Origin of the sequence: Desulfofalx alkaliphila DSM 12257 (assembly GCF_000711975.1) — a bacterium.
Lineage (GTDB): Bacteria > Bacillota > Desulfotomaculia > Desulfotomaculales > Desulfohalotomaculaceae > Desulfofalx > Desulfofalx alkaliphila.
The window spans coordinates 59249-73933 of the sequence record NZ_JONT01000007.1; the positions used below are offsets into that span (position 1 = coordinate 59249).

The 14685-nt window shown below is 46.2% G+C and carries 11 protein-coding genes; all 11 read right to left on the reverse strand.

Annotated features, from left to right (window positions below):
- Positions 1–3: 3 nt before the first annotated feature.
- The 11 genes from BR02_RS0104910 to BR02_RS0104965 all read right to left on the reverse strand — a co-directional run bounded on the left by BR02_RS0104910 (position 4) and on the right by BR02_RS0104965 (position 14435).
- Positions 4–1659 carry an ABC transporter substrate-binding protein gene (locus BR02_RS0104910; RefSeq protein WP_031514773.1) on the reverse strand — a complete coding sequence of 552 codons (1656 nt, stop codon included), beginning with the start codon at positions 1657–1659 and terminating at the stop codon, positions 4–6.
- A gap of 18 nt (positions 1660–1677) precedes the next feature.
- On the reverse strand, positions 1678–1995 hold the full coding sequence (locus BR02_RS0104915) for a cupin domain-containing protein (RefSeq protein WP_031514776.1): 318 nt from the start codon (positions 1993–1995) through the stop codon (positions 1678–1680).
- A gap of 14 nt (positions 1996–2009) precedes the next feature.
- A complete protein-coding gene (locus tag BR02_RS0104920; RefSeq protein ID WP_031514778.1) occupies positions 2010–3755 on the reverse strand; it encodes a hydantoinase B/oxoprolinase family protein in 1746 nt (581 codons plus the stop codon).
- A gap of 3 nt (positions 3756–3758) precedes the next feature.
- Positions 3759–5801, reverse strand: coding sequence for a hydantoinase/oxoprolinase family protein (locus tag BR02_RS0104925; protein WP_031514780.1), 2043 nt, complete (start codon positions 5799–5801; stop codon positions 3759–3761).
- A 56-nt stretch (positions 5802–5857) separates the two neighbouring features.
- Positions 5858–6403: a helix-turn-helix domain-containing protein gene (locus BR02_RS0104930; protein ID WP_034638870.1), complete on the reverse strand. Its 546-nt coding sequence runs from the start codon at positions 6401–6403 to the stop codon at positions 5858–5860.
- 222 nt (positions 6404–6625) lie between these two features.
- Positions 6626–7429 carry a sensor histidine kinase gene (locus BR02_RS0104940; protein WP_051688132.1) on the reverse strand — a complete coding sequence of 268 codons (804 nt, stop codon included), beginning with the start codon at positions 7427–7429 and terminating at the stop codon, positions 6626–6628.
- 24 nt (positions 7430–7453) lie between these two features.
- Positions 7454–8140 carry a response regulator transcription factor gene (locus BR02_RS0104945; protein WP_031514786.1) on the reverse strand — a complete coding sequence of 229 codons (687 nt, stop codon included), beginning with the start codon at positions 8138–8140 and terminating at the stop codon, positions 7454–7456.
- Positions 8141–8333: 193 nt separating this feature from the next.
- Entirely contained in the window at positions 8334–11768 is a 3435-nt protein-coding gene (locus BR02_RS0104950) for an FAD-dependent oxidoreductase (protein ID WP_031514788.1), read from the reverse strand.
- Entirely contained in the window at positions 11761–13536 is a 1776-nt protein-coding gene (nuoF, locus tag BR02_RS0104955; protein WP_034638907.1) for an NADH-quinone oxidoreductase subunit NuoF, read from the reverse strand. The genes BR02_RS0104950 and nuoF overlap by 8 nt, the downstream gene beginning before the upstream one ends.
- Positions 13537–13567: 31 nt before the next feature.
- Positions 13568–14131 (reverse strand): NADH-quinone oxidoreductase subunit NuoE, encoded by a 564-nt coding sequence (gene nuoE, locus BR02_RS14340; RefSeq protein WP_051688133.1) that lies wholly within the window; start codon positions 14129–14131, stop codon positions 13568–13570.
- A gap of 4 nt (positions 14132–14135) precedes the next feature.
- Entirely contained in the window at positions 14136–14435 is a 300-nt protein-coding gene (locus tag BR02_RS0104965) for a hypothetical protein (RefSeq protein WP_031514794.1), read from the reverse strand.
- Positions 14436–14685 lie beyond the last annotated feature (250 nt).

A 14685-nucleotide genomic window follows, 5' to 3' on the forward strand; every position in this document is an offset into this window, starting at 1 on the left:
TATTTAATTATCTGTAAGCACCTTAAATTCAGCAAAGTAGAAGGGATAACCCATCACCGGGTTAACATTTTTACCTGCCTTTGACAATTCTGCAGAAGGCCAATGGATGTAGTCTTGATAAGCTCTCTTTTCAGCCTGATCAAACACCCAAATGGTCGGTGCAAGTTCAATAATCTTTTCTTGAATCAAACTGTACTTTGCTAAACGCTCCTCGAAGTCAAGGGTTGCAATGGCATCTTCAATCATGGCATCAATTTCCGGATCCTGTAACCACTCACACTGTTCCCAGGTGCCGGTGGATCTGGAGTGATAGCGGGTTTCAAGCATTGATCCCGCTTCATTGTAGTGCGGGTTTACAAATACCACACTTGCGTGGGGAGTGGTTTCAGGAGTGCCCACCTGCTCGGTAAATGACAGCCAAGGGGTTTTGGTAACATTAACTTTGATACCCAACTCAGCTGCATTGGCTTGGAAGAGCATGGCGATTTTTTCTTCATCGGGCACTTCGGCAATCCAGGCCAAATCGATGGGATACTGATCCAACTGATCTGCGTACTTGGACTTGGCCAACTCTTCCCTGGCCTTATCTAAGTTAGTTTTGTATTCATACAGGTTTGGATCAAAGCCAGGCAGGTTAAACTGAATGGGTCCCACTGCCTTTTTGGAACCTGGGAAGATATCCTCTTCAACGGCTTGGTAGTCAAACATGTAGGCCAAAGCCTTCCGGAAGTGGATATCATCGGTGGGTGCTTTTTTGGTGTTCAGCGAGATATTCAGCATACTGTTAGTAAAGAAGGTGGCAATATCAACCCCGGGAATTTCCGCCAAAGCTCTTATTGCCTCTTCAGTCTGCCACTGGTCAGAAATTTCCAGTTGTTTACGGGTTAACAGGGTGCGAACGGTTGCCGGTTCAGTGGTGCCAACGATTTGGAATGCTTCCGGTGCGCCCTCTTGCCAGCCGCCCCAAAAATCATCAAATTTTTCTCCTATTAAATGCTCTTGAATTTTCATTTCTTTAACGGTATAAGGGCCACTGCCAGCGTCATTGTTAACCAGCCATGCCTTACCGTAATCGCCCATATCACCGTATGGTCCGTCGGCTAAGTTAGCCATCACCGTTTCACTGTCTAATACGTAAAGGCGAGCAAGGGTAGACAGAAAAGGACCAAACTTCTTGCTCAGTTTAAATTGCACAGTATAGTCATCCAGGGCTGCTACATCCTCTACCACTTCGGTGAACAGGTAAGCATAACCTTCACCCATGGTCAGCATTCTCTTCATGGAAAAGACAACATCATCTGCAGTCAACTGATTACCGCTGTGGAATTTAACATCATCCCTTAGGTGGAAGGTCCACACCAAGCCATCATCGCTGGTTTCCCATTCGGTGGCCAGCCAAGGTTTTATTGTACCGTCATCATCCGGAAATACCAGGCTGTCATAAATATTTAGCAGCGCAATTGAACTGCTGTAGTCTGAACCCACGCCAGGGTCAATGTTCGGCACGTTAGCAGCGGTAACTCTCACAATGCTTTCAGTTGCACCCTGTGTATCGCCGTCCGTTGATCCGCCTCCACAACCGGTGGCAAATGCCATCATTAAAATAACTAACAGAGCAACTAATGAATACCTTTTACCTCTCATTATTAAATTTTTCATATTCATTTCTCCTCTCGGCTATTTTACCATTACCCATACAATCTCACAGTCCTCGCTACCCTCATTACTACACCAGTGTTCCTCTCCGGCAGGTATAAGGCTAGCTTGTCCTGCATTTAGTTGGTACTCCTTGCCTCCGCTCATCACTTTAATGGAACCCCTTATAACAATGGAGTACTCATCAGCATCGTGGGAACCGAAACCCTCCCGGGGTATTTTTACACCCCGGGGTATTACCACATTACCAAAGTCAACCTTTTTATCAGAAAACAAAGTTTTAATAATGTAATCTTTACCTTTTAGGGCTTCAACTTCATTTGCATTTACAAGTTGCACTACCTTCGCTCCTTCTAGTTGTTATTTCGTGCCGCTGTGTATCCTTCAATCTCAAAAGTTTCTGGATTGATGATTACACCATAGTCATCCCTGGCCTGTTCAACGGTAATAAAGCCGTTTTTCAAGTCCATGGCCACCTTTTCTGCAGGACGTTTTAATGGATCACCATAACCACCTCCAGTTGCTGTAATCAGGCGCACGGTGTCATCCTTGTTGAGGGGGTAGCGAGCATACTTACCAAAGGGGCCATCCTTTTCACCGTTGGCTTTAACAATTTCAAACAGGTTATTGGAACCGTCCTTTCCACCGTTAAAACCCCAGGGCAAGTACTTATGACGGCCAAAGGTAGCTGTTACAGCCTGGTTGTCCGTCAAAGCCCGGTAAGTACGAATTACACCTGAACCGCCCCTATATTCCCCGGCACCTGCACCGTCAGCACGGAAACTGTATTCATCCACCATCACTCCGTACCGGGTTTCGCATACCTCTACGGGTACGTTAAAGGTTTCCCCGTCACCGATACAAAACTGACCGTTTTCTCCGTCTTTGCCTTGTCCGGCACCCCAGCCCCCAACAGAAGGCTCAACAATTAAAAATGGCTCGTTGGTATCGGGGTGCATCCCTGACACCACCACTGCACAAACCGACAGCAGGTGCCCTGCAGTGAGACGGTGGGGTACCACCGGGGCCAAAGCCTTCCAAATTAAATCTGTGGCATAGGCCATGGTTTCCCAGTAGGTTGAAACAGCCGCCGGCCGTTCAGCAGCAAAGATTGAACCCCTCTCGACAATGACCTTCAGCGGGCGGAATATGCCGTCGTTTACATCCTGTGAAGGATTAGTGATGGCCAAAAAGATGGTGCGCACAGCTGTGATCATGGCAGGATATGCGGTGTTAACCGGACCCAGCACCTGGGGATGACTGCCGGTAAAGTCACAGATAAAGTTATCATCTGTAATGGTTACTTTTACCTGCACCTTAAAGGGGCCGTTACCAAGGCCGTCATCATCGATGTAATCTACCGCCTCAAAAACTCCCTTGGGCAGTTGAGCCAATTCCTTACGGGTGATTTGCTCACCATTGTCCAAGAGTCGTTCGTTGGCAGCAAGCACTACGTCTTTGCCATACTTGTCGCACAGCTCACGAAAACGTCTGTCACCGGTTTTTAAGGCTGCAACCTGGGCCCACATATCCCCCAGCGATAAATCCGGGAAGCGGACGTTGGCAGCAATTACCTCCACCAGTGCCTGGTTGAGTTTGCCTTCTTCAAAAAGCTTAACACAGGGGAACTGAAGCCCTTCTTGATAAATTTCTGTGGAGTCAGTGGTCCAAGAACCGGGGTCCTTACCACCGACTTCAGTCCAGTGTGCCTTGTTAGCTGAAAAAGCCACCAGTTCACCTTCGTAGAAGATAGGCATCAACAGTCCCACGTCAGACAGGTGAGAACCGCCTCCATTATAGGGGTCATTAATAATAATGATATCGCCGGGCTTGAGGTCACCCTTTTTGCCAAACTTTTCAATGGCTTCTTTAACCATAAAGGTCAATAATCCAATAAATCCGGTTACCCCGTTACCCTGAGTTAAAAGCTGCCCCTTGGCATCGGTAAGGCCACTGGCATAGTCCAACACTTCATAAATAATGGGACTCATTGAAGTGCGGGCCAAAGTGTAGAACATCTCGTCGCCGATGGCCAACAGGTTGTCCTTTACTATATCAAGGGTAAAAGGGTCGATGTTGGGCATTTTTGTTGCTGTCATTCTCTACACCCCCGTATTGATAATCAAATTGCCATATTCATCTACAATCAAAGACTGTCCGGGATAAATGATGGTAGAGGCTGATTGTTCCTCCACAATGGCCGGCCCTTCAACCAGTACCTCCGGAACCATTTTTTCTCGGGCATATACCTTAGTATCAAGCCAACCCTGTTCTTCAAATAAAACAGGTCTCACTTCCTTCACAGCATCTTCAATGTTGGCAGCTTCACTTTCAATCCGATGCATTTCCGGTTTTTGTACCCTTCCATAGGCCACCAGGTGCAAGTTTACAATCTCTGTTTGGGCGCCTTCTAACTTAAATGTATAGTTCTGCTCATGTAAGTGGTGGAAGCGGCGGATTACCTCTTCAATGGCCTCTTCATTCCACTCGCCGTTGGGCACGGGCACCTTAACAGTATGTTCCTGTCCTAAGTAGCGCATATCGGCAAATCTTGTGAATATCACCCTGTCAGCGCTGACTCCCTGGTTATGATATTGATTTGTGGCCTCTGTTTCCATCTTAGCCCATTCTTGATTTATCTCTGCAAAATTAATTTCGCCGCAGCGTCTAATATAAGTTTGTACAGAATCGCTGCGCAGGTCAGTCATTAACATGCCCCAGGCCGAGAACACAGGACCGGCCACCGGAACAATTACCTTCTTAACACCCAACTCTTTGGCCAAAGCAGTTGCGTGCATTGGTCCGCCGCCGCCAAATGCCACCAAGGCAAATTCCCGCGGGTCATAACCCCTTCTAACGGAAATCAGTTTTAAGGCGTTTAGCATATTAGAGTTGGCAATGCGAATAATGCCCAGGGCCGCTTCATCAACAGAAATATTGAAATGTTTGGCAACCTTTTCTTCAATGGACTTTTTAACATTGTCTAGGTCCACTTCATTGTCAAAGTTCTTTGCCGATAATCTACCTGCAACCAGGTTGGCATCGGTGGTTGTGGGTTCTGTACCGCCAAGGCCATAGGCCACCGGTCCTGGCACAGCTCCTGCGGACTGCGGCCCTACCTTCAAGGAACCGGCCTCGTCAATCCAAGCAATGGAACCCCCGCCGTTACCTATTTCCACAATGTCCACCACAGGTACCTTAATGGGGTAGCCGGCGGTAAGTTCAGTCTTTTCAATATGATATTCAGTGGTAACCTTCACTTCGCCGTCATCAATCAGGGAGCATTTAGCAGTGGTTCCACCGATATCAAAGGCAATAATGTTTTTCTCCCCGATGACTTGTCCTAGCACAGCTGCTCCAAAAACACCTGCCACCGGGCCGGATTCAACCATGTTAATGGGTGTTACCTTAGCTTGCTCAAAGGTGGTGGTGCCACCGTTTGACTGCATGATATATTTATGTCCCTCAACACCCATATCTGTAAGCCTGGACTCCAGCCTGTCGATATAGGAAGAGGCAATGGGCTTAACGTAGGAGTTTAACACACAGGTGCTGGTGCGCTCATACTCACGCCATTCCTTGGTTACCTCATGGGAAGCAGTAACCGCCACCTCCGGCCACAATTCTTTAATTACTTTAACGGTCTCTTTCTCATGGTCAGGGTTGGCATAAGCATGAAGAAAAGCCACGGCAATGGCTTCAACCTTTTCTTTCTTAAAGTATTCAATAATCGGTGCTATTTGTTCTGTCTTTAAAGGAGTCAGCACTTCTCCCTTGTAGTTCAACCTTTCCTCCACCTCAAGACGTAGGTAACGGGGTATAAAAGGAGCCGGTTTTTGATAGCGCACATTAAAAAGGTCCGGCCGATTACCCCTGGCAATCTCCAAAACATCGCGGAATCCCTTGGTTGTAATCAACCCCGTTTTAACACCCTTACGTTCTGTAAGGGCATTAATAATCACCGTTGTTCCATGAATAAAAGTTTCAATTTCTTTAGCATTGGTACCACTTTTTTTAATAACATCAATTACGCCCTGCTCAAAATTAGGCGGGGTAGTGTGGCTTTTTGCTATTGTAATTTTGCCTTCCTTATTGATGGCAACCAAGTCCGTAAAGGTTCCACCAATGTCTGTTGCAACCCGCATAAGAACCACCTTTCTTTTTTGTTAATGTTTATTATTATTCACTGTTAAGTAAGTATTTAAAAAATCACCGGTGTCACTACACACAAGACCACCGCCTCTTCATCCGTAGGATTGCGCCAATAATGGGGAAGTTCCGATGGAAAATGTATAGAGTCACCTTTATTTACTAAACTTTCTTGACCGTCCACATTAAAAACCACTGCACCTTCTAAAACATAATAAAATTCTTCGCCGGGATGACTTAATGTAGAATGGTGTGTCTTCCCAGGCTCCAGTATTACCAACATTGGTTCCATTAAACGACCGCTAAATTCGCCACTTAGTCTGGTATATTGCGCATTATAACCCTCAATGCGAAAGGGTTTGTGTTCTTCAGCTTTGACAATAAAATTTTGATTAACATGACTGTCAAAAAAGCTGGTAATAGGAACATTTAAGGCATCAGCAATTTTTTTCAACGATGTGATTGCCAACATCGAAGTTCCCCTCTCTACCTGGGACAGAAAACTTACCGATAAGCCGGTTTTCTCACTTAAGTCTTTTAGAGTAAGGTTTTGCTGATGTCGAATAGTGCGAATTTTACTACTTATTTCTTTAATCATTTTCCCTCCCTAACTCTTTAATTCAATAAACTGAAAAAATTTTTATCGCAGTATAAGGTATTACACTTTCATTTAAATTTTTCCTGCCTAAGTTAATAATTTTTTTAATTTTTTTGCTGACAGTTACAAAAAGTGTACCGTTTTTTGACATATGCCTTATTTCTGCAAACCAATGCAAAAAAATAACCGACTTTTGTCGGTCATCGGTCTTTATCCTTATATTTAGATATTTCCCTCTACCGGAATTGCAACGGAAATTTTTGTCCCCTTTCCCAAGGTACTGTCAATAACCAATTCTCCTCCGAAGAGCTCAACCCTCTCACACATGCCAGCCAGTCCCAGTTTGCCTAAGCGGGGCAGCTCATCGATTGATGATATATTCTCTATGCCAACACCATTGTCCTCAATAAACAGTTTGGTTATTTTATTGTCAAATTTAAATTTCACTTCAACTTTAGTGGCTTTGGAGTGCTTCACAACATTTTGTAATGCCTCCTGCACAATCCTAAAAATGCTTACTTCAACCTCATTTTGAAACCTAAGCTGCCTGCCCGTAACCATAAGATTTATTTCTATGTTATAGTTTTTGGTAAACTTATCAATGATGTACTCCAAAGACGGTATGAGGCCAAGGTGATCTAAAATAGAGGGGCGTAGATTGGAACTGAGTTGGCGGACATCTTGAATAACTGCCTTGATTTGCTCCATTAACTGCAGCAAAAACCTTGTGGAGGACATATCGAAGTGTTTATTTTTTTCTAAAAACCTTTCGGTTTGATGGAGTATGGCAATGAGAGACTGTATGGTACTGTCATGAAGCTCCCGGGCTATACTAAGCCGCTCTTCTTCCCTGGCCAGGGTTATTTGCTTTAGATAAAATCGTAGGTCTTCGTTAATTCTCTGCACATTTACTTCTTTTAATGCTGCATCGTCAGCCCGGCATGAGCTGAGTCCTTTGGAGTGCCCTAAGTTGCACAAACAGGCTACCCTTTTAGTATTTGATTTGTTTTTGTGAAGTATCAACAAGTGTTATCACCCCTTCCGCAAACACTAATTGATAGATATTTTCACCCGGGCACCCTTTAATTCTTCCACATCTATGAGGTCATTCTCAATGGCCGCCAACACTGCTTCCGTGCGGGAAGATACCCCCAGCTTTGAAAATATATTTCCCAAATGGGCTTCAATTGTGCGCACGCTTACATAAAGTCTTTTAGCAATTTGCTTGTTTTTAAGCCCAATGGCAGCCAACCACAGAACTTCCTTTTCTCTCCCGGTGAGAGGCTCAGCTTCACTGGATTGTTGACTACCCCGCTGACTTAGATTCTTCATCACCTTAATGGCCACCATGGGATGCATCACCGGCTCTCCCCGGGCAACGGCATGAATGCCATTAACAAGATCTCTGCCGCAAACATCCTTTAAGAGGTAGCCCGTTGCCCCTGCCTCCAGCATGGCCAGTATATATTGCTCATAATCATAGGCCGTCAATATCAGTATGGCAGTATTGGGGCACGTGCCTTTAATTTTTCTGGCCGCCTCAATACCGTTAAGCTTAGGCATGTCAATATCTATTACAACCACTTGCGGTTGTAGGTCACAGGCCAATTGCACTGCACTTTCACCATCACCGGCTTCTGCCACAACTTTTAGTGTTTCGTCTTCCTCCAGTAATTTGCGAATACTTTCTCTAACTACAACGTGATCATCCGCCAGCAAGATTGATATATTATCCATCATATCACCTCATTATGCTAGGGATTATACACTTAAACAGTATAAAACCGATACTTATAAATTGAGTATATAATTGCCACTTATAAAAGTCAATTAAATTATGTATTTTTTATATCTTGATTTTGCCTGTGCTTTGTTGTAGCGAAAGTGGTGACGAAAAAAAGGGTGGACCCAGGTCCACCCTCCTGTAATTTTATATTAACCTTTTAATCATTTCACGGTAGATGTCACTGCCTTGCTGATAATTCATTTCATAACCCAAGTTTTTTGCCAACTCCAGCAATATTTGCCAGGTTTCTAGGCCCGCAACAGGCGACAATGCCCGCTGCACAGGCTGTATTTTACCTTCACAGTTGGTATAGGTGCCGCCGGTTTCACCAAAGGCAGAGCCGGGTAGAATAACGTCGGCATATAATCCCTGCTGCATAAGAGGGGTAATAACTATTGTTTTTACGCCCTGTTGAAGTAATTGACTGTCAATGCCGCTGCCGTCATCCACAACAAGCAGTCCCTTGAAATCACCGGCTTTAAGCCCATTGATCAAATCCTTATAATCATGGACTGTCACCTTAATGCCCAAATCCAACTGACCTTGGATGTTGGCATGGGGGTATAGACTTATGATGCCCCTTTCTTGCCGGCCCAGGTTACCCGTAATTAGCGCCAAAGCTTCCATCATCTTAAGCAGGTCAGGCCCTGCACCCTGGCCATCCACCACCAGCACCGCATTTTTAGCCCTAATATATAGGTGAATTGCTTCAATAATTTTATCAGCCTTGATTCTGAAATGCTGCACCAGGTCATAAAAGTCCTCGCTGAGTTCATTTTCCAGTTCATTTATCAGTTGGCCAAACTCAGTATAAGCTTTATCAACAACTAAATTATACTGTAAAACATACTTCACAAAGGACTTTAGCAGCAGGGCTCTTTTATCCCCTCTCACCTTCAGGGCCAGACTTGCAATACTATCCAGTTCCGTGACCCGGGGGCTGACAATTACTAATTTACTGCCCCTGGACACTGCCTTTTTAATTTTCTGCCTGGCAATGGGATACTTATTTAAAGAATCCTCATCAAACAATACAATGAGATCGCTGTTCATTAAATCCCTAAAGGTGGGTTTTTGCCCCCTATAATCTAAGGTGGGCACAGCAGCGCTACTGTATATTTTGTCAGTTCCTAACACCATGCGCCCCAACTTATAGGCCAGATAGTTTTCCTCATTGGTAAGATTTGGGGAAATAACCACAGCCATCTTATCCATACCACCGCTGCGGATATCTTTTATTATTTGGCCCGCTGCATCAATGGCTTGCTGCCAGTTGTTTTCTTTTAACAGCCCTTCACTGGCCACCCAGGGGGTAAAGAGCCTTTCTGCCTTTTCACCGGCACTTACACATCCAAAGGTACCTTTTTGGCACAAACTGCCTTCATTTACAGTATCGGAATCAATGGCCGCAGTGACATTTATTATTTGGTCACCCACAACATTTAACTCTAAGTTACATCCGATGCTGCAGTGGGGGCATACCGATTGCACCTTTTCAGTGCGCCATGGACCGGGCTTTGGCAGGGATGTATTATAGCTTAATGCTCCGGTGGGGCAAATATTTACACACTGCCCACAGCGCCTGCAATTGGTGTCTGATAGGCGGACTCCCATTGAAGGCATTACCACCGTTTCAGATCCCCTGTTAATAAAACCTAGCACCCCTGCCCCCTCAACCTCTTGACAAATGCGCACACAGTTGCCGCAAAGTACACACTTATTGGGGTCCCTTATGATGTTAGGGTGATCGGCAAACACAGGATATTCTTTTTTACCGAAGCCCAGTATATCCGCTTGCACCTTTAGGGCGGTGGCATACTCACGCAGCTTACAGGTAAAGACATCTAAACAGCCACAGGATAAGCACCGCTCTGCCTCCCTCAACGCCAGTTCCTCGGTAAAGCCCAGCTCAAATTCCTTAAAGGAATCTTTTCTTATCTCCGGTTCCACCGTGGGCATTGGGGTACGCACAATTTTTTCTCTGTCTGCAAACTCTGCCGGATCCAGCTCATCCAAGCGGCCACGGGTACAATTAAAGGGTTTTTCCGGGGCCGCCACAGGCCGGCCTGACAGGTACAGGTGGATAGAGTTGGCCGCTTTACGTCCGGCAGCCACTGCCTGCACCACCGTTGCAGGGCCGGTAACACAGTCGCCCCCGGCAAATACCCACGGGGTATGGCTCTGCAAGGTTTTGTCGTTCACATTAATGTTTCCCCGGTCAGTTAGGGTTAATTCCGTACTGGCATCTAAACAATCTGCCTTTAACCTTTGTCCGGTGGCAGTGATAACGGTGTCCACCGGAATATCAAATTCCGAACCCTCTATGGGTACCGGACGACGTCTACCGGAACTATCAGGTTCACCCAACTGCATTTTTATACAGCGGATAGCTGTAACACGGCCCTCTTCTCCCACAAAACCCAAAGGGGCCGTTAATAATTCAAAATTTACACCCTCTTCATCGGCCTGCTCTATCTCGTGGGGGTTGGCAGGCATTTCTTCTCTGGAACGGCGGTAAACCACCGTCACCTCTTTGGCCCCCAATCTAACAGAGGTTCTGGCAGCATCCATGGCAGTGTTGCCGCCCCCAATTACAACTACCCTATCTCCGATTTCCAGGGGATTATGGTTGGCAACTTCCCATAAAAACCCGATGCCCGAGTATACCCCTGCCAGCTCTTCTCCGGGCAGACGCAGGCTTTGATTTGCCCAACTGCCTACACCAACAAAAACAGCGTCAAAACCCCACTGTTTTAACTGGGTCAAATTAAAATCCCTGCCCAGCTCCTTGTTATAAAAAACATTTTCACAAAGGTTGGTAATTACCTGTATTTCCTTATCTAACAATTCCTTAGATAGGCGATATTCCGGTATTCCATAGCGCATCATGCCCCCCAGCTTGGGTGCCGCTTCAAAAATACTCACCCTGTGGCCTTCCAATGCCAGGTAGTAAGCGGCAGATAAACCGGCAGGGCCACCGCCCACCACCGCCACCCGCTTACCGGTATCGGGCTTAGGCTCCGGTACAAAATATTGATCCTTGTTTAATTCATAGTCTCCGGCAAACCTCTTTAAGGAGCAGATGGCCACCGGGCTGTCCACCAGATTTCTCCGGCATTCCTTTTCACAAAAGGCAGGACATACCTTTCCCACAGCCGAGGGCAGCGGCAGCTTTTCTCTGATTAGTCTGGCCGCCTCCTTTGTCTGTCCGTTGGCAATATGGGCCACAAATCCTTGAATATCTATCTCCGCAGGACATGCCAACTGACAGGGGGCAATGCAGTCGCCGCTGTGTTCTGTAAGCAGCAGCTCTAAACCTAATTTGCGAATGGCCCTGATTCTTTCACTGTCAGTGGTTACAACCATACCCTGCTGTACCTTAGCCCCACAGGCCTGCACTAACCCCCGGGCCCCTTCAATTTCTACAATACACTGACGGCAAGCACCAAAAGGTTCTAGGCGGGGGTCATGGCAAAGGGATGGAATATCAAATCCATTTTGCCTGGCCACTTCCAGCAAATTACTACCCTCTTCTGCAACTATCTGTCTTCCGTCTATAGTAATATTTACCTTAGACATTATTTGCCTCCCCCCTCTCCTTTCCGGTGGTTACTGTTATAGACTTGAATTTACATACACTGAAGCACAGGCCGCAGCGCACACACTTTTGCTGGTCGATAACATGGGGCTGTTTCTTTTCACCGGTTATCGCCCCCACCGGACACTCTCTGCTGCAACGCAAACAGCCTTTACAAGCCTCCGGCATTATATGATAACTAATCAGTGCCTTACATTTTTTAGCCGGGCATGCCTTATCAACAATGTGAGCCTGGTATTCATCCCGGAAATATTTGATGGTGGTTAAAACAGGATTAGGCGCAGTTTGCCCCAGTCCGCACAGGGACCCGGCGCTTATTTTTTGGGCCATATCCTCCAGCAACTCAATATCTCCCTCTTTGCCTTCACCATTGGTGATACGCTCTAAAATGTTGAGCATTTGTCGGGTGCCCACCCGGCAAAAGGTGCATTTACCACAGGATTCTTCTTGGGTAAATTTCAAGAAGAATTTTGCCACATCCACCATGCACACCGATTCATCCATTATTAACATGCCGCCGGAACCCATGATTGCCCCAATCTTCTTTAAAGATTCATAATCCATTGGGGTGTCAGCAAGGCTGGCGGGTATACAGCCGCCGGAAGGCCCGCCGGTTTGCACTGCCTTTAACTTACCCCCCGAAGCCAGGCCGCCGCCTATGTCGTGTACAATTTCCTTAATGGTGATACCCATGGGCACTTCAATGAGCCCACCGCGGACAATATTTCCTGCCAAGGCGAAAACCTTTGTTCCTTTGCTGTTTTCAGTGCCAAATTGGTTAAAGGCCTCTGCGCCGTGTAAAATAATCCAGGGTACGTTGGCAAAGGTTTCCACGTTATTAATAGTGGTTGGTTTTCCCCACAAACCCGACTGTGCAGGAAAAGGCGGCCGGATGCGGGGCATACCCCTTTTACCTTCCACTGACCGAATAAGGGCCGTTTCTTCACCGCACACAAAGGCTCCGGCACCTTCCCTAATTATTATGTCAAAGCTAAAATTGCTGCCTAAAATGTTTTCACCCAAAAAGTTCTTTTCTTTTGCCTGTTCAATTGCTTTTTTAAGGCGTTTAATGGCCAAGGGGTACTCCGCCCGCACATAAATATATCCGGCCTGGGCCCCTATGGCATAACCTGCCAGCATCATCCCCTCCAGCACGCTGTGGGGACTGCTCTCCAATATACTTCGATCCATAAAGGCGCCGGGGTCACCCTCATCGGCGTTGCAAACCACGTACTTCACCCTGCCGGGGGACTTAAAGGCAAAGGACCACTTAACACCGGTGGGAAACCCCCCGCCCCCCCTTCCCCTAAGGCCTGAATGGGTGATTTCTTCTATAACCTGTTCCGGTGTCATGATCTTGATGGCTTTCTCTATTGCTTTATAACCGTCAACTTCTAAGTAGCTGTCGATACTCTCAGGGTTAATTACACCACAATTTTTTAGAATTATTCTCTGCTGCTTATCAATAAAAGCCGAGTCTGGGGTTTCTATGCCATCACCGTAAGCAAGCCATTCCTCAATGGGCCGGTTCTCTATCAGATGCTCTTGAACAATTCTTTCCACCTGCTTTGGTTCTACCTTGGCATAGATAAATCGCCTACCCTCGGCAGTGCGCACCTCCACCAAGGGTTCGTTGTAGCACATTCCCATACATCCGCTGATGCCCAGCTCCACCGGCAAATCCTTTAAAGCCTGCTGCAGGGCATCGTATACCTTTTGTGCCCCTGCAGCAATGCCACAACTGGCCATACCTACATTTACCACGGTGGCTGCTGATGGTTTAGACACTGGCCTCACTTCCTTCCTGTGAGCAGCTTTGGCCGGTTGAATTATCCTTGCACCGGCAACCTTGTCTTTTTTCCCTTACCAGTTTCCGTGCACTTTCCGGTGTCACTTTGGCATATGTTTCATCATTAATTGTCACCACCGGACCGTGGCTGCAGCAGCCTAAACACGCCACATTTTCCACTGTAAACTTGCCGTCGGCACTGGTCTGTCCATCCGCTGCACCGGTTTCATTTTCTATGGCCTCAGAAATTCTCTCGGCTCCTGCCAGGTGGCATGCAGTGCCGTGGCACACTTGAATAATATTTTCACCCACCGGTTCAGTGCGAAACTGTGAGTAAAAGGTGACAATGCTGTAAAGTTCACTGGGTTGAATCCCTGTAAGTTGAGCAATTCTTTCAATCATAGCGGGCGAAACATAGCCATAGGTGGATTGAACCTGCTGCAATATTACAATAGCAGCACCCTTATCATAGTTATTGCGCCGAACTATATTATCAATAACCGCAAAGGGGTTCTTGCCGCCATTATCTTTTAATAAACTATTCCCGGTCGTCATATGGCTAAACCCCTTCGTGGCGCATTGAGGCCAGCAGTTCTTTTTTAGAACCCCGATGTCTTTCAAAGAGGCTGACAATCTTTAGTGTTTCAAGTTTATCCACCCATGGCTGACTTTTTATTTTTGCGGCCACCGCATCCACAGTAACAGGAGCTTCAATCATAATTACTATGTCCCAACTGCCCACCACCGGATCTACAAAGTCAATTTCCCTCATTTCCTCAAGTTCACGCAGAATGTTGACAAACTGAGCCTGGTTGACCTCGTCTTTCACAGTAACCATTAAATACGCTCTCGTTCCCATTTTAATACCTCCTAATAATAGTTGTGGCATAATATCTGGCTAGTATATTAATTAAATCACTTTTAGAAAAATTTCACATTAGGGAAGGCACTCATTTCATCTAAGTAAAAACCACAATAAAAAGGCTGCACCATAAACCGGTGCAGCCTTGCATGTCAGCCTTTATATAAAATTGGCAATTTATCCCGCTTATAAGAAGGATTTGTGATAAAGCTAAAGAAACCATAGTAAAAAGCAGCTAAGGGAGTTG